Origin of the sequence: Luteibacter sp. 1214, from assembly GCF_031455395.1 — a bacterium.
GTDB classification, from domain to species: Bacteria; Pseudomonadota; Gammaproteobacteria; order Xanthomonadales; family Rhodanobacteraceae; genus Luteibacter; species Luteibacter mycovicinus.
Window position 1 is genome coordinate 295564 of sequence record NZ_JAVDSQ010000005.1, and the last position, 17598, is coordinate 313161.

Genomic DNA, 17598 nt, shown 5'->3' on the forward strand with positions numbered 1-17598 from the left:
CATTTCGGGCGCCCATAAAAAACGCCGCCGGCGGACTCCTGTCCACCGGCGGCTTGATCCGCTTCGTTGTGGAACGTGGATCGCGAGTTGCTCGCTGGATTCACGTCTGCCCACTTCGAACCGGCGAGGCCGACATCCTGTCGCCTCATCAGGTCGATCGTCCCCACGACCGACCTGGGCTCACCGTCTCTCGACGGCGGCTCCCCCACATCGATAATGGGATCGTAACGAAGTGTTCACTGACCCGGTATTGGAAAATTTCCTATGCTCATTCCGATACTTGTGCTGCGGAGCAACACGCGAAGGTGCAGTCCGACGGGTTCTGGACGGATCCGGAAGAGCCCTCCAAGCGCGGTGATTCGGTCACTCATGCCCTGTAGTCCGCGCCCGCCGCCGTCGGTTCTTGCGGGTTTGGGGGTGGAGGGCAGGCCGGTGCCGTCGTCACGAATGTCGAGGATGGCGACCGGACCGCTGTCACGCATGCCGATCCGCAGGCGCAGGGCCATCCGGCTGGCGCCGGAGTGGCGGACGACGTTGGTCGCGCTCTCCTGGACGACGCGGTAGATCGCGGTCAGCGTGTCCTCGTCCAACAGGCGGGGCTCGCCCCGCAGGTCGGTGACGTAGTGGATGCCTGCGGCGGTCAGCATGTCGCGGATCGGGCCTTCGTCCAGTGCGCGCAGCAATCCGAACTCGTCGAGCACCGAGGGGCGCAGGCTGTCGAGCATCTTGTGCAGCGCCTTGCGCATGTGCCCGAGGATGCCGTTGATGGATTTACCGATGTCTTCCATGCCCGCGCTGCCTAGCCGCGCCTGGGCCAGTTTCAGGTGGGTCTGGATCGCGGTGAGGTTCTGTCCGAGTTCGTCGTGAAGCTCGGCGGCCATGTGTCGGCGCAGGTTTTCCTCCGCCTGGAGGTTGCCGCGGGCGGCGTCGCGCAGCTGACGGGCCAGCTGATCCAGGCGCTGGTTGGCGGCGGCGAGGTGGGTGTTCTGCTGGGCGACGCGCTCGCTGCTGCGGCGAAGCGCGTCGGTGGCTGCGCCGAGCATCAGCGTGCCGGTGCCGGCCACGGCAAGGAACAGATGGGCCGCCGCCGTGGGAGCGCCGCGGCCGATCATGTCTTCGGTGACATTCAGGCCCACGCTGGTGATGAGCATGGCCAGGCCCGCGCCACGCCAGCCATGACGGAAGGCGAAGAAGAGCACCGGTGCCAGTGACAGCACGCGGGCGAACTGCGGCTGCGGAGAATACTCGGCCAGGGTGATCAGGATGGCCAGCGAGGGCAGCATGACGAGCAGGCCGTCGAGCAGGAGCTCGGCCATGGACGATTGCGTGGGGCGCTCGCGGAAGACGAGGATCATCACCGGCACGACCAGCAGTACGCCGAGGTAGTTACCGAGCAGGTCGCTGCCGAAGGTGGTGCCCAGCATCTCGACCGGCGCGGCCGGGTGCAGCGAGGCCATCATGGCGGCGTTGCCGGCGGTGGCGACCGTGGCCGTCACCATCGCCGAGAGCAGCAGGCGGGCGACGTCTTCCGGGGTGCCCAGGCTGGCGTGCAGGTGGGCGCGACGAAGCAGCCACAGGCACGCGGCGACCATGAGGGGCTCCGGCGCGTCGCCGAGCAGAAAGCCGGCGCCGCCGATGGGCAGGCCGCTGCGCCATTCGCAGATCATGCTGCCGGCGAGTTCCGCTCCGAGGATCCAGAACCAGTTGCGGGTGCGGGTGAGTAGCAGCGCACCGAATCGCAGGCCAAACGGCAGCACCCAGTAGGGCTGCTCGGTAGGCCAGAGCATGATCCAGATCGTCGCGTAGGCGAGCGCTAGCAGGGGACCGGCGAATCGGGAAGGCGCGTGTAGTCGCATGCCCGAATGTTACACGGCGGATGTGCCGGCCCGACGCTCGGCGTCGCCCATACGCACGCGTCGGGATTGCCTGTTACATTCTGTGCATGCCAAGAATCGCTCTTGTAGATGACCATGCCATCGTCCGTGAGGGTTTCAAGCGACTCATCGAGCTTGAACCCGATCTGGACGTCGTTGCCGAAGCCCGCAATGCCGACGAGGCTGTCGATGCGGTCACCCAGCATCGCCCCGACCTGGTGGCGGTGGATCTGTCGCTTCCCGACGGTAGCGGCCTCCCGCTGATCGAGCATCTCGCGAGCATTTCGCCCGGGATGAAGATCGTCGTCCTGAGCATGCACGACGGCGAACCTTACGTTTCCGAGGCGCTGCGTCGCGGTGCGCGCGGCTATGTGACCAAGGGTGTCGCGCCCGAGGAACTTGTCGCCGCGGTGCGTTCGGTGCTTAGCGGTGAGCAATATCTCAGTTCGGATCTGCGGCAGCGGCGCTCGGGACGGCCTTCGGCGGATCTGGATCCGTTTAGCCGCCTGACGGCACGAGAGCGGGAGGTATTCCTCTTACTCGCGGCCGGCCGCGCGCCGAAACAGGTCGCGGCGGAACTGGGGATCGGGCAGAAGACGATTTACATCCACCGGGCGGCGGTGATGAACAAGCTCAATGCCGGGTCGGAGCTGGACCTTTATCGGATGGCTCAGGAGCGGGGGCTCATCAGGACCTGACGGTCACCCCTGAGCCCGATCCAGCATTTTCTTCGCGTGCGCCCGCGTCTCCTTCGTAATCTCGACGCCACCCAGCATGCGCGACAGCTCGTCACGACGGCCGGATGCATCCAGCGGATGGATACGCGTACGGGTCGAATCGCCGTCGCTCTCCTTGGCCACGCGCAGGTGTGAGTGACCTTGCGCCGCCACCTGCGGCAGGTGGGTGACGCAGAGTACCTGCACCTTCTCGCCCAGCGCGCGCAGCTTCTGGCCGACCACCTCGGCGACGGCACCGCCGATGCCGGTGTCCACTTCGTCGAAGATCATGCAGCCGATGTTGTCGTTGCCCAGCGTCGCGACTTCGATCGCCAGACTGATGCGGGCGAGTTCGCCACCCGAGGCCACCTTGCGCAACGGGCGTGGCGGCTGGCCGGGGTTGGCGCTGACCAGCAGTTCGCAGCGCTCGCGGCCCTGCGGATCCGGGTCGTCGCCCTCGGCCGGCTCGAGCGACACTTCGAGACGGCCACCGCCCATGCCCAGCTCACCCATCAACGCGGCCACCGTGCCGCCGAGTCGACCGGCGGCGTCGGCGCGGGCTTTCGACAGCGACGACGCCGCGTCATCCCATGCCTTGCGCAGACGATCGCGCTCGCGACCCAGGCGGTCGAGCGCATCACCGGCGCCTTCCAGTTCGGCAAGGCGCTCGCGGACTTCCTCGGCCTTGGCCGTCAGTTCCTCGATGGGCAGGCGGTAGCGGCGGGCGAGGTCGTGAAGGTGGGTGAGGTGGGTGTCCACCTCGGCCAGCCGTTCGGGATCCAGTTCGACATCCTGCGCGTAGCGGCTGAGGCCGTCGACGGCTTCGCCGACCTGAATCTGGGCGCTGTCGAGCAGATCCAGGGTCGGGACGAGCGAGGCGTCCAGCTCGGCCAGGCGCGACACCTCGGCATGGGCGCGCAACAGCGCGCGGCCGACAGCGAATTCGCTTTCGCCGTCGAGGATTTCAACGACGCCATTGGCGCCCTCGGCCAGCCGGCCGGCATTGGCCAGCCGGCGATGCTGGGCTTCGAGGTCTTCGAGCGCGGCGGGCGCGAGGGCCCAGCGGTCGAGTTCTTCCAGTTCGTGGGCGAGCAGCTCGATCTGGCGCTCGCGGTCATCGCCGCCGGACAGCGTGCGGATGCGCGCCACGGCGTCGCGCCAGGCTTTGGCCGTGTCGCGGACGCTCGTCTGCAAGACCTCGTTGCCCGCGTAGGCGTCCAGCAAAGCCATCTGATGCTGGCGCGAAAGCAGGGCCTGGTGCTCATGCTGGCCGTGGATCTCGACGATCAGCGAGGCCAGCGCCGACATCTGGGCGAGGCTGGCCGGGCGGCCGTTGATCCAGCCGCGCGAGCTGCCCTCCGTGCGGATCACCCGACGCAGCTGGCAGGTCTCGCCATCGTCCAGTTCTTCCTGGCGGAGCCACTGGGTGGCTTCGGGCAGGCCGGTGAGGTCGAATTCGGCGGCCAGCTCGGCGCGGTCGCTGCCGGCCCGGACCATGCCGCTGTCCGCGCGGGCGCCCGCCAGCAGCATCAGGGCATCCACCAGCAGGGACTTGCCCGCGCCGGTCTCGCCGCTGACCACGGTGAGGCCCGGACCGAAGGCGATCTCGGCTTCTTCGACGACGGCGAACTGGCGGACGTAGAGCGACGTGAGCATGAGGACCAGGCGGCGGATGGAATCGCGCCGATTGTAGCGGGAGGCGAGTCGCATAAGCCGAGACTTGCAAGCGAGGCGGCGAGACCTTATTGATAGCGCGAGCTTCCAACCCCTTTCCCACACCAGCCAGGCGCATGAATCCGTTCTCCGGTCACGACATCGATGCACGAGCGCGCCGGCTGCTGCGGACCCTCATATCGCAATACCTTTCCGACGGTGAGCCGGTGGGCTCACGCACGCTGGCGCGTTCGTCCGGCCTGGAAGTGAGTCCGGCGACCATCCGCAACATCATGGCGGACCTGGAAGAAGCGGGCCTCGTGGCATCGCCCCACACCTCGGCGGGGCGTATTCCGACGCCGCGCGGCCTTCGTCTGTTCGTCGACAGCCTGCTCGAACTGAAGCCGTTGCCGCGCGACGACATGGCCCGCCTGCAGGGCGGGCTGCCACCGCATCAGACGACCACGCGCGACCTGCTGGGCAATGTCTCGAACCTGCTTTCGGCGATGACCCGCTTCGCCGGCGTGGTCACGGTGCCGCGCCAGGGCGATTTCCCGCTGCGCCACATCGATTTCGTCAATCTGCCCGACGCCCGGGTCCTCGTGATCCTGGTGTTCTCGGACAACCAGGTGCAGAACCGGGTGGTTCAGCTGGCACGGCCGCTGGATGCCACGGAGCTGGAGCAGGCGGCCAACTATCTCAACGCTCAGTTCGCCGGCTTCCGTCTGGCGGACATCCGGGCGCACCTCGCCACCGAGTTGCGCGAGGCCGGGGGCGAGCTCAATCGCCAGCTGGCCAGCGTGGTGGAGCTGGCCACCGCGTCGTTCACGCCCGTCGAGGATGCGGACGACGTGCTGGTGAGCGGTCAGACCAATCTCATGGGGTACTCGGAGCTGGCCGATATCGAGCGGCTTCGCGACCTCTTCGACGCCTTCCAGCAGAAGCGCGATCTGCTTCAGCTGATGGAAATGTGCGTCCAGGCGCCCGGCGTGCGCCTGTTCATCGGCGAGGAATCCGGTTTTTCCGCCCTCGACGGGTGCAGTATCGTCACCGCTACCTACGGCACCAGCGGCCGGATGCTGGGCGCGATCGGAGTTATTGGACCGACGCGTATGGCATATGAGCGGGTGATTCCCGTGGTACAAGCCACGGCCGGACTGCTCAGTGACGCCTTGAATCGCGCCGCGGCGACCTCATAAACCGGCACGGGAGGCGGGTTTAGTATTTCCCGCGAATGTTCGGCCCTTCCCGACGGAGGGCCGTGAAGCTGACATTTGGAGTAACCATGCAGAACAACGATCCCCATGCGCCGGATCAGGCGCAGGACGGCGGTGTCGACGAGAACGGCGCACAGTCCGAGCTCGACGCGCTGAACGCCCAGCTTGCCGCGATGGAAGTCGAGCTGGCCCAGGCCCGCGAGACGGTCCTGCGCGAGAAGGCGGAGATCGAGAACCAGCGCCGCCGCATGCAGCGTGACCTCGACCAGGCCCGCCGTTTCGCCAACGAGAAGCTGCTGGGCGACCTGCTGCCGGTGTACGACGGCATCGCGCTGGGCCTGGCCAATCAGACGGCCGACGCGAAGACGCTGCGCGAGGGGCTGGAAATGTCGCTGAAGCAGCTGGAGAAGGTGACCCAGGCCAACGGCCTTTCGGTCGTCGACCCGCTGCATCAGCCGTTCAACCCGGAGCATCACCAGGCGATCAGCTCGGTCGAATCGAACGAGCACGCGCCGAACACCGTGGTGGCCGTGGTGCAGAAGGGGTTCGTGCTGAACGACCGCCTGTTGCGTCCGGCTCTCGTGGCGGTGGTTCGCGACAACTGAACCAAACCCCGTCCGGCGTCGGTTTCGCGCCGCGGGGAGTCTCACCAGATATTGAATCGATGGGGCACACCCCCATTTTCCAAACCAGTCGCGGCCGCGGGGGCCGCTTAGAAATACGGAGCAACTTCAATGGCCAAGATCATCGGCATCGACCTCGGTACGACCAACTCCTGCGTCGCAGTGATGGAAGGTTCGACCGCGCGCGTTATCGAAAACGCTGAGGGCGATCGCACCACGCCGTCCATCGTCGCTTTCACCAAGGACAACGAAGTCCTGGTGGGTGCGCCGGCCAAGCGTCAGAGCGTCACCAACCCCAAGAACACCTTCTACGCGGTGAAGCGCCTCATCGGCCGCAAGTTCACCGACGCCGAAGTCCAGAAGGACCTAAAACTGGTTCCTTACGGCATCGTCGCGCACGATAACGGCGACGCATGGGTGCAGACCGCCGATGGCAAGAAGATGGCCCCGCAGGAAGTGTCCGCGAAGGTCCTCATGAAGATGAAGAAGACCGCCGAGGATTTCCTTGGCGAGGCCGTGACCGAGGCCGTCATCACCGTGCCGGCCTACTTCAACGACAGCCAGCGCCAGGCCACCAAGGACGCCGGCAAGATCGCGGGCCTCGAGGTCAAGCGCATCATCAACGAGCCCACCGCTGCCGCGCTGGCTTACGGTCTGGACAAGACCTCGACGGCCGACCGCAAGATCGCCGTGTACGATCTGGGCGGCGGCACGTTCGACGTGTCCATCATCGAAATCGCCAACGTCGACGGCGAGAAGCAGTTCGAAGTGCTCTCGACCAACGGCAACACCTTCCTCGGCGGCGAAGATTTCGACAACCGCGTCATCGATTACCTCGTGGAAGAGTTCAAGAAGGAGCAGGGCATCGACCTGCGCAAGGATCAGCTCGCCCTGCAGCGTCTGAAGGACGCCGCCGAGCGCGCCAAGATCGAGCTCTCGTCCGCGCACCAGACCGACGTCAACCTGCCGTACGTCACGGCCGATGCGACGGGTCCGAAGCATCTGAACATCAAGCTGACCCGCGCCAAGCTGGAGTCGCTGGTGGAAGACCTGGTCAAGGGCACCATCGATCCGTGCCGCACGGCGCTGAACGATGCCGGCCTGAAGATCTCCGACATCAACGAGGTGATCCTCGTCGGTGGTCAGACCCGCATGCCCAAGGTCCAGGAAGCCGTGAAGGACTTCTTCGGCAAGGAAGCGCGCAAGGACGTCAACCCGGATGAAGCCGTCGCCGTCGGCGCCGCGATTCAGGGCGGCGTGCTGGGCGGTACGGTCAAGGATGTTCTGCTGCTCGACGTGACCCCGCTGTCGCTCGGTATTGAGACGATGGGCGGCGTGATGACCAAGCTCATCGAGAAGAACACCACGGTGCCGACCAAGGCCTCGCAGACCTTCTCGACCGCCGACGACAACCAGACCGCCGTGACCGTGCACGTGCTGCAGGGTGAGCGCGAGCGTGCCAATGCGAACAAGTCGCTGGGCAAGTTCGACCTGTCCGGCATCCGTTCGGCACCGCGCGGTCAGCCGCAGATCGAAGTGACCTTCGACATCGACGCCAACGGCATCCTGCACGTGTCCGCGAAGGACAAGGACACGGGCAAGGAACAGAAGATCGAGATCAAGGCCGGCTCGGGCCTGTCGGATGACGAAGTCGCACGCATGGTCGCCGATGCGGAAGCCAATCGCGAAGAAGACCGTAAGTTCCACGACCTGGTGCAGACGCGTAACAAGGGTGACCAGCTCGTCCATGCCACGCGCAGCCAGCTCAAGGAGCACGGCGGCAAGATCCCGGCCGAGCAGCTCGCCAGCATCGACGGCGCGGTGTCGGAACTCGAGAAGGCGCTGACCGGCGAAGACAAGGACGTCATCGAGGCGAAGATCACCAACCTGGAGCAGGTCGCTCAGGCGCTGTCCGCCGCGGCTCAGTCCAGTGGCGGCACGCAGGACACCGCGCAGCAATCGGCACCGGGCGGCGGCTCGGCTCAGCCGGACGACGTGGTGGACGCCGAGTTCACCGAGGTCAAGGACGAGAAGAAGTAATTTCGTCCTGTGGAGCAACGGCACACCGCGGGCCCGGCGCCCGCGGTGTGCCAACGGTTAACCGGTACGATCGCGTCGAAGGGAAACCTCTCGGCGCGTTCGTCCGTCCAGGGAAAGCAAGCGTGTAATGAGCAGCAAGCGCGACTACTACGAAATTCTCGGTGTCGAGCGCACCGTGACCGAGGGCGACCTCAAAACGACCTTCCGTCGCGTGGCGATGAAGTACCACCCCGACCGCAATCCGGACGATCCGACTGCGATCGAGAAGTTCAAGGAAGCCAAGGAGGCCTACGACGTACTGTCCGATGCGCAGAAGCGCGCGGCGTACGATCAGCATGGCCATGCCGCCTTCGAAGGCGGTGGCTTCGGTCGTGGCGGCGGCGCCGGTTTTGGCGACGTCGGCGATATCTTTGGCGATATCTTTGGGGACATCTTCGGCGGTGGCGGCGGACGCCAGCGTGCGCGTCGCGGTGCCGACCTGCGCTACATGATGGATCTGGATCTCGAGGAAGCCGTGTTCGGCGTCGAGAAGAAGATCGAGATTCCGACCCAGGTCAATTGCCATCACTGCAACGGGAGCGGCTCGGAGGACGGCAAGGTCTCCAAATGCAGCACCTGCGCCGGCCATGGCCGCGTGCGCATGCAGAACGGCATCTTCTCGATTCAGCAGGCTTGCCCGACCTGTCACGGCTCCGGCCAGAAGATCGACAAGCCCTGCAAGAAATGCCACGGCGAAGGCCGTCTGGAAGAAGAACGCACGCTGTCGGTGCAGATTCCGGCCGGCGTCGACAACGGCGACCGCATCCGTCTGACCGGGCAGGGCGAAGCCGGCCCGGCCGGTTCACCGTCAGGCGATCTGTACGTGGAAGTGCGTGTGCGCGAGCACGCGATCTTCCAGCGCGATGGCAGCGATCTGTATTGCGAAGTGCCGATTCGGTTCGCTCAGGCCGCGCTCGGTACCGAACTGATGGTCCCGACGCTCGAGGGCGAAGTGGCCGTCAACGTGCCGCCCGAGACGCAGACGGGACATCAGTTCCGCATGCGCGGTCGGGGGGCGAAGTCCGTTCGCGGCGGCCGTACGGGTGACCTGGTGTGCACCGTCGTGGTCGAGACGCCGGTTCGCCTGACCAAGGAGCAGCGCGAGTTGCTTACCCAGCTCGAAGCGACGTTCGTCGGCGAAGAGGCGGCGAAGCATACGCCGCGCTCGACGACGTTCATCGATGGGGTGAAAGACTTCTGGTCCAGGGTCACTTCATGACCCGTCCCGTCCGTCTCGCCGTCAGCGGCGCCTCCGGCCGGATGGGCCATGCGCTGCTCGGTCTTGTCCGCGACGACGAACGCTTCGAACTCGTTCGCGCCATCGTCTCGTCGAACTCCGTGCGTCTGGGCAAGGCGGCCTATGGCGACGTGTCGGCGCTTCGCTTCAGCGACTGGACCGACGCTTCCGACATCGACGTCGTCATCGACTTCAGCGGTCCGGAGGGTCTCGCCTCCGCGCTGGACTACTGTGAGACGAGTGGTGCGTCACTGGTGACCGGCAGTACCGGCCTCGGTCCTGAGCAGACCGAGCGCCTCGCGAAAGCATCGGAACGCATCGCTGTGCTGCATGCCGCCAATTTCAGTCTCGGTGTCGCCGTTCTGACGCGGCTGCTTCGTGAAGCCGCCGCGGCACTGCCTGGCTGGGACCTCGATATCGTCGAGGCCCATCACAACCGGAAGGAAGACGCTCCGTCGGGTACCGCGCTGGCAATGGGGCATGCCGCTGCCGCGGGGCGTGGCGCGACGCTGGATGAATTGGCCGTCTATTCGAGAGAGGGCCGTCCCGGCGCGCGTAAGGCAGGGACGATCGGCTTCGCCGTCGTACGTGGCGGCGATATCGTCGGCGAGCACCAGGCGTTGCTGATGGGGCAGGGCGAGCGTATCGAGCTGGGGCATCGCGCGACGGATCGGTCCATCTTTGCGCGCGGCGCGCTGGAGTCCGCAGCGTGGATCGCCGGGCGTGCGCCGGGGACCTGGACGATCGAAGACGTGATCGCCGCAAAGGTTTGATGCTCTGCGTAAGAATCGCTCTCACCTGATCTGAGAGCACGTGTTAACATCCGCCCCGAAGTCATTGGGGAGTAGCCATCTCCGTACCCAGGAGAGTTCGCGTCAACAGACTTGGTGGCCTTGTGCCCCATGGCGCGAACGGCAGCGACGCACACACGGTGCGTTGCCGGCCCGGCGAGACCTTTGGCCAGCGACATGCTTACCCAGGCCGGGCGAGCGGTGTCGTTGAGCCATCGGTATTTTCTCGCTCGCTCGGCCTTAGATAAAACATGCTGCTGACATGCTTTCTCTTCCTGGTTTCGGCCGGGGCCATCTATTTCGCGTGCGAATACTTCGTCAACGGCGTCGAATGGTTCGGGCGCAAGCTCAACCTCGGCGCCACCGCTACCGGTACGGTCCTCGCGGCCTTCGGTACGGCGCTTCCCGAAAGCGCGGTGACGTTCGTCGCCGTGATGTTCGGTAAGGATGCCGCGGCTAAGGATATCGGCGTCGGTGCGGCCCTCGGGGGACCACTGGTACTCGCGACCATCGCGTACGCCGTGGTCGGATTCGCTCTGTATGCGGGCCGTAAGCGCCTGAAGCGCCCCGACCTCCGGGTGCGTGTCGATAACCAGCGTCTCGCGCGCGATCAGTCGTGGTTCCTTGCGATCTTCGTCGTAAAAGTCGGCCTGGGTCTCGTCGCGTTCGCATGGAAGCCCTGGCTCGGCGTGCTTTTCCTGCTCGCGTACGTGGCCTACGTGTGGCGCGAGATGCGTGACGACAGCACGGCGCCTGAGGAGGAAGAGCTCGAGCCTCTGACCTTCCGCCCGAATGACGCCGATCCGACGATGGGCTGGATCGCGCTGCAAACCAGCCTGGCGTTGATCGTCATCGCCATCGCGTCGCGCACCTTCGTGTGGCAGCTCGAAGCCTTCGGTGAATTCTTCCACCTGTCGCCGCACATCGTCGCGCTGGTGCTGAGCCCCGTGGCGACCGAACTGCCCGAAACGGTGAACGCACTGATCTGGGTGCGCCAGGGCAAGGAGCGGCTGGCGCTGGCCAACATCTCCGGCGCCATGATGATTCAGGCGACCATTCCGAGCTCGATGGCGTTGTTCGCTACGCCGTGGCTGTTCGATACGCCGCTGATCGTGGCTGGCGGCGTCACGATGGTGGCGGTGATCGCGTTGTGGGCGATGTTCCGGCATGGGTCGGTGGAAGCGCGCTGGCTGATGCCGATCGGCGCGCTGTACGGCGTGTTTGCCGTGTTCGTCGGCTGGTGGTTCGGGGTGCGGTGAGGGACGGAAGATCGGCTCTGGCGAGAGCCCGCCCGCCGACGAATTCAGCCAAACTCAGTCCGGATGCGAGGCGTTCCGGTCGCGATCGGCACCCACCTTCCGGTCCAGCTTTCCGAAGATCTTCTTGAAGACCCGCGAGAACTTGCCCCGCTTGGTCTTGCGGGCTTTCTCCTCTTCGGAGGTCAGCCAGGCGACCTGAATGACCCGGCGCTCGCCCTCATAGGGCAGGTGACCATGGAAGGAGTTCTCGGCCCGGCGGAACACGGCGAACTCCCCGTAAAGCGGCTTCAGCTCCGGCGCGACGATGTCGTCGATGTCATTGATCGAGCTGAGGAAACGGAGGCAGCCGTCGCTGGTATCCGGCCACATCGGGTTGAGGTAGATCAGCGCGGTGGCGATCTTGGACTTGCTGTCGGTGTGGATGGTGCCGTGCCGGCGGTTGAGCAGGCGGCAGATCGTGACCAGGGTGGGATAGTTCTCCAGGCCGGGAATGCCGAGGTGTTTACCGATGGCGGAAGAGAACTGGCGCGAGGTCATCTGCTTGACCAGCTCGTTCACGGACGGGCCGCAGTCGCTGGCGTCGTAGGGGAAGAAGCCGGCGCTGGTGTATTGCGGGAAGTCGCGGTCCAGTTCGGATCGCGACTCGTCCGGCAGCTGGCCGTGGGCGATCATGAACGAAAAGGGCTCGTGCCGGATGTCGGTGTCGGGACGGTCCAGGCGGGCGGGGTCGAGCAGCATGCGGTGGTTCTCGGTGGTCTGGCTCGGGCGCCATTGTATCGCGTCGGACCTGTTCACCAGCGATATTCCGCCGCAGGGTCGTTCATCGTTTTGCGGTGGACAAAACGGGCCCTGGCGCCTATCATTCTTACCCGCCCAGCGACCCCTATATCCCCAAGGCCCACGAGCCGCTAAATGCAGGCTTGCGGGCTTTGCTGCACCCGAAGGCGGCCATCCCATGCGTACTCCTGCTCTGCTTGCTCTCGAAGACGGCAGCATTTTTCACGGCCACGCGGTCGGTGCCCGTGGTGAGACGATTGGTGAGGTGGTGTTCAACACCGCCATGACCGGTTATCAGGAAATCCTGACCGACCCCTCGTACTCCCGTCAGATCGTCACGCTGACCTATCCGCACATCGGCAACACCGGCACCAACGATGTCGACGTCGAAGCCGACCGCGTCCACGCGGCGGGCCTCATCGTCCGCGACGTGCCGCGCCTTGCCAGCAACTGGCGCAGCGTCGAGCCCCTGCCGCAGTATCTCGAGCGCAACGGCATCGTCGCCATCGCCGGTATCGACACGCGTCGCCTCACACGCATCCTTCGCGAGAAGGGCGCGCTGAGCGGCTGCATCGTCGCCGGTGACGCGATCGACGCCGATGCCGCCGTCGCCAAGGCGCGCGGCTTCGAAGGCCTCAATGGCATGGACCTCGCCAAGGTCGTCAGCACCACCCGGACCTATCAGTGGTCTGAAGGTGTGTACGACCTCGACAAGCAGGCGTTCTACAACGCGCCGAAGAAGTTCAGGGTCGTCGCCTACGACTTCGGTGTGAAGCAGAACATCCTGCGCCTGCTCGCCGGCCGCGGTGTCGACATCACCGTGGTGCCGGCGCAGACGCCCGCCGACGATGTGCTGGCGATGAATCCGGACGGCGTCTTCCTGGCCAATGGCCCGGGCGACCCGGCCGCGTGCGACTACGCGATCGAAGCGACGAAGCGGATCCTCGATACCAAGATCCCGCTGTTCGGCATCTGCCTGGGACATCAGATCCTGGCGCTGGCCGTCGGCGCGAAGACGCTGAAGATGAAGTTCGGTCACCACGGCGCCAATCATCCGGTGAAGGATCACGACACCGGCCGCGTGCTGATCAGCTCGCAGAACCACGGCTTCGCGGTGGATCCGGCCACGCTGCCGGCCAACGTGCGCGTCACCCACACCTCGCTGTTCGACGGCTCGCTGCAGGGCTTCGCCCTGACGGATCGCCCCGCGTTCTGTTTCCAGGGACACCCGGAAGCCAGCCCCGGTCCGGAGGACGTCGGTTACCTGTTCGACACGTTCATCGCCTCGATGGAAGAGCACAAGGCCAAGCGCGCGTCCTGACGCGCCGCTGGCCCTTCCACTCATCCATCCGCTTCGTTTGCGAGAGATACCATGCCCAAGCGCACAGACATCAAGACCATCCTCGTCATCGGTGCCGGCCCGATCGTCATCGGCCAGGCCTGCGAGTTCGACTATTCCGGCGCCCAGGCCTGCAAGGCGCTGAAGGAAGAGGGTTACCGCGTCGTCCTGGTCAATTCGAACCCGGCGACGATCATGACCGACCCGGACACGGCCCATGCCGTCTACATCGAGCCGATCAACTGGCAGACGGTGGAGCGCATCATCGCCAAGGAGCGCCCCGACGCGATCCTGCCGACGATGGGCGGCCAGACCGGCCTGAATTGCGCCCTCGACCTCGCCGACAACGGCGTGCTCGAGAAATACAACGTCGAGCTGATCGGCGCGTCGCGCGAAGCCATCCGCATGGCGGAAGACCGCAACCTGTTCCGCATCGCCATGGCCGAGATCGGTCTGGAGTGCCCGAAGGCCGAGGTCGCCCGCTCGATGGAACAGGCGCTGGAAATCCAGGCCACGGTCGGCTTCCCGACCATCATCCGCCCCAGCTTCACGCTGGGTGGTTCGGGTGGCGGCATCGCATACAACAAGGAAGAATTCGTCGAGATCGTCGGCCGCGGCCTCGAACTCTCGCCCGTGCACGAAGTGCTGGTCGAAGAGTCGGTGCTGGGCTGGAAGGAATTCGAGATGGAAGTGGTCCGCGACAAGGCGGACAACTGCATCATCGTCTGCTCGATCGAAAACTTCGATCCGATGGGCGTGCACACGGGCGACTCGATCACCGTCGCGCCGGCACAGACGCTGACCGACAAGGAATATCAGCGCCTGCGAAACGCCTCCATCGCGGTCCTGCGCAAGATCGGTGTGGATACCGGCGGTTCCAACGTGCAGTTCGGTATCAACGCCGAAGACGGCCGCGTGGTCGTCATCGAGATGAACCCGCGCGTGTCGCGTTCGTCGGCACTGGCCTCCAAGGCCACCGGCTTTCCGATCGCCAAGGTCGCCGCCAAGCTCGCTGTCGGTTACACGCTGGACGAACTGAAGAACGACATCACCGGCGGTCTCACCCCGGCCTCGTTCGAGCCGTCCATCGATTACGTCGTCACCAAGATCCCGCGCTTCGCTTTCGAGAAGTTCCCGGCCGCCGACGCGCGCCTCACCACCCAGATGAAATCGGTGGGCGAGGTGATGGCGATGGGTCGTACCTTCACCGAGTCGATGCAGAAGGCTCTGCGTGGCCTCGAGATCGGCAAGACCGGCCTCAACCCCACCGGCCTGGACATCGGTAGCGAAGAAGGTTTCCAGACGCTCAAGCGCGAACTGCGCGAGCCGCGTCCGGACCGCGTGTTCCACGTGGCCGATGCCTTCCGCGCCGGCCTGTCGCTGGAAGAGGTCTATGCGCTGACGCGTATCGATCCGTGGTTCCTGGCCGCGTTCGAAGACATCGTGATGACCGAAGGCGAAGTGCAGCGCCAGGGCCTGACCGCGCTGGACGAACCGCGCATGCGCGAGCTCAAGCGCATGGGCTTCTCCGATGCGCGTCTGGCCGAGCTGGTCGACACCAACGAAGCCGCCGTGCGTCACGTGCGTCGTACGCTGGGCGTCCGCCCGGTCTACAAGCGCGTCGACTCCTGCGCCGCCGAGTTCGCCACCACCACCGCGTACATGTATTCCACGTACGAGGAAGAGTGCGAGGCCAACCCGACCAACCGCGACAAGATCATCGTGCTGGGCGGCGGTCCGAACCGCATCGGCCAGGGTATCGAGTTCGACTACTGCTGCGTGCACGCGGCGCTCGCGCTGCGCGAGGATGGTTTCGAAACCATCATGGTCAACTGCAACCCGGAAACCGTCTCGACCGACTACGACACCTCCGACCGCCTGTATTTCGAGCCGCTGACGCTCGAAGACGTGCTGGAGATCGTCGACCTCGAGAAGCCCAAGGGCGTCATCGTGCAGTACGGCGGTCAGACCCCGCTCAAGCTGGCGCGTGCGCTCGAAGCCGCCGGCGTGCCGGTCATCGGTACCTCGGCAGAGTCGATCGACCTGGCGGAAGACCGTGAGCGCTTCCAGCAGCTCATCGAAAAGCTGAAGCTCAAGCAGCCGCCGAACCGCACCGCGCGCAACGCCGACGAAGCGCTGGCGCTGGCCCGTGAGATCGGCTATCCGCTGGTGGTCCGCCCGAGCTACGTGCTCGGTGGCCGCGCCATGGAAATCGTCTACGCCGACGCCGACCTCTCGCGCTATATCCGCGACGCCGTGCAGGTGTCCAACGATTCGCCGGTACTGCTCGACCGTTTCCTCGATCACGCCGTGGAAGTGGACGTCGACATCGTCGCCGATGCCGAAGGCAACGTGCTGATCGGCGGCATCATGGAGCACATCGAAGAGGCCGGCGTGCATTCCGGCGACTCGTCGTGCTCGCTGCCGCCGTACTCCCTCTCGCAGGAAGTGCAGGACGAAATGCGCCGCCAGGTCACCGAGCTGGCGCGTGAGCTGAAGGTCATCGGCCTGATGAATACGCAGTTCGCGATCCAGGGTGACGAGGTGTTCATCCTCGAGGTGAACCCGCGCGCTTCGCGCACGGTGCCGTTCGTCTGCAAGGCCACCGGCATGTCGCTGGCGAAGATCGCCGCGCGCGCCATGGCCGGCCGTACGCTCGCCGACCAGGGCGCGACGAAGGAAATCATCCCGTCGTACTACTCGGTCAAGGAAGCCATCTTCCCGTTCCTGAAGTTCCAGAACGTCGACCCGATCCTCGGGCCGGAGATGCGCTCCACGGGTGAGGTGATGGGTGTGGGTCGCACCTTCGGCGCCGCGTTCGCACGCGGTCACGAGGCGGCCGGCATCAAGGCGCCGCCGAAGGGCAAGGTCTTCATGTCGGTACGCGATGCCGACAAGGAGCGCCTGCTGCCCATCGCGCAGGATGTCACCGCGCGCGGTTACGTCGTCGTGGCCACGGCCGGTACCGCGTCGTTCCTCGAGGGTCATGGCGTGAAGTGCGAGCGCATCAACAAGGTGCTCGAGGGCCGTCCGCACATCGTCGACCTGATCAAGAACGGCGAAGTCGTCTATATCGTCAACACGACGGAAGGCAAGCAGGCCATTTCGGATTCGTTCTCGATCCGTCGCGAAGCGCTGCAGCAGCGCGTCACGTACTCCACCACCGTGGCCGGCGCGCGTGCCCTCGTGCATTCGCTCGACTTCCACGCCGATGGTGAAGTGAACAGCCTGCAGGACCTGCACAAGGAGCTGAACGCATGAGCCCGACCCGTCCGCCCATGACCGCCATCGGTGCCGACCGTCTTCGTGACGAACTCGAGTACCTCAAGCGCGTGAAGCGCCCCGAGATCGTCGCCGCCGTGGCGGAAGCGCGTGCGCATGGCGATCTGAAGGAAAACGCCGAGTACCACGCCGCACGCGAGATGCACGGCTTCAACGAAGGCCGTATCAACGAGCTGGAAGCGGCGCTGTCCAATTCCGAGATCATCGATACGGAGCGCCTCACGGTGGGCTCGCGCATCGTGTTCGGTGCCATCGTCGAACTGATCGACCTCGATAACGATACGGAAGTGACGTATCAGATCGTTGGCGACCTGGAAGCCGACATCAAGAAGAACCTGATCGCGGTGTCGTCGCCGATCGCGCGTGCGCTGATCGGCAAGAGCGAAGGCGACGAGTTCGACTTCGTCGCGCCGAATGGCACGAAGACATATGAGATCAAGGGTGTGCGTTACAAGTAATTTGTGCGTTTGCCTGTGGTTGAAAACGCCCCTTTGTTGGGGCGTTTTTTTTTGCGGCATACATGTAGCGGTGCTGCGGGCTCGGCTTCGCCATCGCGTTTGGCTTTGTCGCTGCGTGTCGTGTGCGTTGCAGAGCCGGCGGGGGTGACCCTCGAGGCCACGCCTGCGGCGACCCCTCAAGGAAAGGCGGCTACCGCCGCCGTGTATCAATGGCCTTCGGCCGGGTCGGGCTCCGACTGGGGGTTTTCGAGTCGGCTGTCCCTGCCTCCCCGAAAACGGCCGGTCATCCCTGA

Annotated in this window: 13 protein-coding genes and 1 riboswitch; of the genes, 10 read left to right on the forward strand and 3 right to left on the reverse strand. The window is 65.3% G+C overall.

All coding sequences use genetic code 11. The annotated features are described in order from the left end of the window. Nucleotides 1-236 precede the first annotated feature (236 nt). Nucleotides 237-1856: an MASE1 domain-containing protein gene (locus J2X57_RS13965; RefSeq protein WP_309868055.1), complete on the reverse strand. Its 1620-nt coding sequence runs from the start codon at nt 1854-1856 to the stop codon at nt 237-239. 86 nt (nt 1857-1942) lie between these two features. Here J2X57_RS13965 and J2X57_RS13970 point away from each other — a divergent pair, with 86 nt between their 5' ends. Continuing rightward, nucleotides 1943-2572: a response regulator transcription factor gene (locus J2X57_RS13970; protein WP_036112494.1), complete on the forward strand. Its 630-nt coding sequence runs from the start codon at nt 1943-1945 to the stop codon at nt 2570-2572. Nucleotides 2573-2575: 3 nt separating this feature from the next. Here J2X57_RS13970 and recN read toward each other — a convergent pair whose 3' ends face one another. Beyond that, nucleotides 2576-4246, reverse strand: coding sequence for a DNA repair protein RecN (recN, locus tag J2X57_RS13975; protein WP_309868086.1), 1671 nt, complete (start codon nt 4244-4246; stop codon nt 2576-2578). A gap of 134 nt (nt 4247-4380) precedes the next feature. Here recN and hrcA point away from each other — a divergent pair, with 134 nt between their 5' ends. From hrcA to J2X57_RS14005, 6 genes are all read left to right on the forward strand, one after another. Beyond that, nucleotides 4381-5442 carry a heat-inducible transcriptional repressor HrcA gene (gene hrcA / locus J2X57_RS13980; RefSeq protein WP_036112496.1) on the forward strand — a complete coding sequence of 354 codons (1062 nt, stop codon included), beginning with the start codon at nt 4381-4383 and terminating at the stop codon, nt 5440-5442. 86 nt (nt 5443-5528) lie between these two features. Then, on the forward strand, nt 5529-6065 hold the full coding sequence (gene grpE / locus J2X57_RS13985; protein ID WP_036112500.1) for a nucleotide exchange factor GrpE: 537 nt from the start codon (nt 5529-5531) through the stop codon (nt 6063-6065). A 129-nt stretch (nt 6066-6194) separates the two neighbouring features. Further along, on the forward strand, nt 6195-8123 hold the full coding sequence (dnaK, locus tag J2X57_RS13990) for a molecular chaperone DnaK (RefSeq protein WP_309868058.1): 1929 nt from the start codon (nt 6195-6197) through the stop codon (nt 8121-8123). Nucleotides 8124-8250: 127 nt separating this feature from the next. Continuing rightward, complete coding sequence (gene dnaJ, locus J2X57_RS13995; protein WP_309868061.1) at nt 8251-9381, forward strand: molecular chaperone DnaJ; 1131 nt, start codon at nt 8251-8253, stop codon at nt 9379-9381. After that, nucleotides 9378-10172 (forward strand): 4-hydroxy-tetrahydrodipicolinate reductase, encoded by a 795-nt coding sequence (gene dapB / locus J2X57_RS14000; RefSeq protein WP_036112509.1) that lies wholly within the window; start codon nt 9378-9380, stop codon nt 10170-10172. Before dnaJ ends, dapB begins: the two co-directional genes overlap by 4 nt. 54 nt (nt 10173-10226) lie before the next feature. Further along, nucleotides 10227-10425: riboswitch (yybP-ykoY riboswitch) on the forward strand. Nucleotides 10426-10441: 16 nt separating this feature from the next. Beyond that, nucleotides 10442-11449 carry a sodium:calcium antiporter gene (locus J2X57_RS14005; protein WP_036112512.1) on the forward strand — a complete coding sequence of 336 codons (1008 nt, stop codon included), beginning with the start codon at nt 10442-10444 and terminating at the stop codon, nt 11447-11449. Nucleotides 11450-11503: 54 nt separating this feature from the next. Here the strand turns inward: J2X57_RS14005 and J2X57_RS14010 are convergent, their stop codons facing one another. After that, entirely contained in the window at nt 11504-12187 is a 684-nt protein-coding gene (locus J2X57_RS14010; RefSeq protein ID WP_036112516.1) for a 2OG-Fe(II) oxygenase, read from the reverse strand. Between the two features lie 217 nt (nt 12188-12404). On the opposite strand from J2X57_RS14010, the gene carA reads away from it, so the two are divergent. From carA to greA, 3 genes are read left to right on the forward strand one after another with little or no spacing between them, the layout of a single operon-like run. Next, the gene (gene carA, locus J2X57_RS14015; protein ID WP_036112519.1) at nt 12405-13547 is read left to right on the forward strand and encodes a glutamine-hydrolyzing carbamoyl-phosphate synthase small subunit; all 1143 of its coding nucleotides are present in this window, start codon (nt 12405-12407) and stop codon (nt 13545-13547) included. A 51-nt stretch (nt 13548-13598) separates the two neighbouring features. Continuing rightward, the gene (gene carB / locus J2X57_RS14020; RefSeq protein ID WP_036112523.1) at nt 13599-16826 is read left to right on the forward strand and encodes a carbamoyl-phosphate synthase large subunit; all 3228 of its coding nucleotides are present in this window, start codon (nt 13599-13601) and stop codon (nt 16824-16826) included. Further along, nucleotides 16823-17305, forward strand: coding sequence for a transcription elongation factor GreA (gene greA / locus J2X57_RS14025; protein ID WP_036112526.1), 483 nt, complete (start codon nt 16823-16825; stop codon nt 17303-17305). Before carB ends, greA begins: the two co-directional genes overlap by 4 nt. The last annotated feature ends 293 nt before the right edge of the window (nt 17306-17598 follow it).

What these genes read in the sequence shown, in the direction of transcription:
- hrcA (WP_036112496.1), top strand. Translation starts at nt 4,381, where the DNA reads ATGAATCCGTTCTCCGGTCACGACATCGATGCACGAGCGCGCCGGCTG.
- dapB (WP_036112509.1), top strand. Translation starts at nt 9,378, where the DNA reads ATGACCCGTCCCGTCCGTCTCGCCGTCAGCGGCGCCTCCGGCCGGATG.
- J2X57_RS13970 (WP_036112494.1), top strand. Translation starts at nt 1,943, where the DNA reads ATGCCAAGAATCGCTCTTGTAGATGACCATGCCATCGTCCGTGAGGGT.
- grpE (WP_036112500.1), top strand. Translation starts at nt 5,529, where the DNA reads ATGCAGAACAACGATCCCCATGCGCCGGATCAGGCGCAGGACGGCGGT.
- J2X57_RS14010 (WP_036112516.1), bottom strand. Translation starts at nt 12,187, where the DNA reads ATGCTGCTCGACCCCGCCCGCCTGGACCGTCCCGACACCGACATCCGG.
- dnaJ (WP_309868061.1), top strand. Translation starts at nt 8,251, where the DNA reads ATGAGCAGCAAGCGCGACTACTACGAAATTCTCGGTGTCGAGCGCACC.
- J2X57_RS14005 (WP_036112512.1), top strand. Translation starts at nt 10,442, where the DNA reads ATGCTGCTGACATGCTTTCTCTTCCTGGTTTCGGCCGGGGCCATCTAT.
- J2X57_RS13965 (WP_309868055.1), bottom strand. Translation starts at nt 1,856, where the DNA reads ATGCGACTACACGCGCCTTCCCGATTCGCCGGTCCCCTGCTAGCGCTC.
- carA (WP_036112519.1), top strand. Translation starts at nt 12,405, where the DNA reads ATGCGTACTCCTGCTCTGCTTGCTCTCGAAGACGGCAGCATTTTTCAC.
- recN (WP_309868086.1), bottom strand. Translation starts at nt 4,246, where the DNA reads ATGCTCACGTCGCTCTACGTCCGCCAGTTCGCCGTCGTCGAAGAAGCC.
- carB (WP_036112523.1), top strand. Translation starts at nt 13,599, where the DNA reads ATGCCCAAGCGCACAGACATCAAGACCATCCTCGTCATCGGTGCCGGC.
- greA (WP_036112526.1), top strand. Translation starts at nt 16,823, where the DNA reads ATGAGCCCGACCCGTCCGCCCATGACCGCCATCGGTGCCGACCGTCTT.
- dnaK (WP_309868058.1), top strand. Translation starts at nt 6,195, where the DNA reads ATGGCCAAGATCATCGGCATCGACCTCGGTACGACCAACTCCTGCGTC.